Source organism: Streptomyces sp. NPDC032472 (genome assembly GCF_040636955.1).
Lineage (GTDB): Bacteria > Actinomycetota > Actinomycetes > Streptomycetales > Streptomycetaceae > Streptomyces.
This window is the reverse complement of record NZ_JBEZVK010000205.1, coordinates 1-1,405: the sequence shown is the minus strand read 5'-3', so window position 1 is coordinate 1,405 and position 1,405 is coordinate 1. Positions and strand designations below refer to the sequence as shown.

Annotated in this window: 1 rRNA gene; it reads right to left on the bottom strand. The window is 55.2% G+C overall.

The window, feature by feature from the left end:
• Positions 1–576, bottom strand: a 16S ribosomal RNA gene (locus AB0F11_RS38200); the annotation flags it as partial.
• Positions 577–1,405 lie beyond the last annotated feature (829 nt).

The following is a 1,405-nucleotide window of genomic DNA, read 5'->3' as shown; positions in this document are numbered from 1 at the left end:
GCGGCTGCTGGCACCAGACTTGCCCTCCAATTGTTCCTCGTTAAGGGATTTAAATTGTACTCATTCCAATTACAAGACCCAAAAGAGCCCTGTATCAGTATTTATTGTCACTACCTCCCCGTGTCGGGATTGGGTAATTTGCGCGCCTGCTGCCTTCCTTGGATGTAGTAGCCGTTTCTCAGGCTCCTTCTCCGGGGTCGAGCCCTAACCCTCCGTTACCCGTTGCAACCATGTTTGGCCAATACCCAAACATCGAAAGTTGATAGGGAAGAAATTTGAATGAACCATCGCCGGCGCAAGGCCGTGCGATTCGAGAAGTTATCATGAATCACCAAAGAGCCCAGAGGGCATTGGTTTTTAATCTAATAAATACATCCCTTCCGAAGTCGGGATTTTTAGCATGTATTAGCTCTAGAATTACCACGGTTATCCAAGTAGTAAGGTACTATCAAATAAACGATAACTTATATAATGAGCCATTCGCAGTTTCGCTGTATAATTGCTTATACTTAGACATGCATGGCTTAATCTTTGAGACAAGCATATGACTACTGGCAGAATCAACCAGATAACTATCGTCCGCCGCGGAAAAACGGCAACCGGTGCTGCGAGCAGCGCCGGAGAGATGTCAAGTTCACTGGGTGGCGTCCGGAGACGCGCCGGGCAAAGCACCTGCGGCAGGAGCCGTGGGCGCCGTGCGAGCCGGCAATCCGCTTTCCCACTCATGTGTTCCCCAGCGAAGCCGTCGACCACACTGAGCCCGAACGGGCGGCGTGTGGCCTGGGGCACGCCAGGAGAAGGACTCAGCGCCCGACTTCAGCCATTGCGGCGTCCGGCGGGCGTGGTTGCCTTCCGTTGCTCGATGGTAGAACTCGCCAGAGGCCAGTAATCCACAGAACCCATCCCTACAGCGGCGATTGCCGGGGCATTCGTCGCCTTCAGGGCATCCCCAGTACGCCGTGAAGCCTGAGCGACCGGTTTCGTGGGGGCCGACCAACACTATGAATCCCTCGCTAGCGAGACCGGAGCCTGCAAGCCTGTTCAAGGGACCACGCAATGAAAGTCTTCAAGATATGGTACAGTTGTTTGATTGCGGTTGTGTTGTGGCCGGCCGATTGCTCGACTGGCCACCCGCTCTCACATACCCTCCGAGCTCTCTGGTGGGGCGCCCCCGCCACCCGGCACTCGTTGGCCACTTTTGATTTCCCGCAAAATTCATTTGTATGGCAAATCCAAAAAATCGACTCACGAACATACATTTCCAACAACGCACCACCCCCCCCTCTCGGCGCCGGGTTTCTCGGCACCAGCGCGCCCCCAGGCCTGCCAGCAGCCAGCCCACGTATTTCTTATGCCCTTGCCGCCGCCCCCCGATGGTACAGGGTAGGTTCAGGGTAGGCCTTCC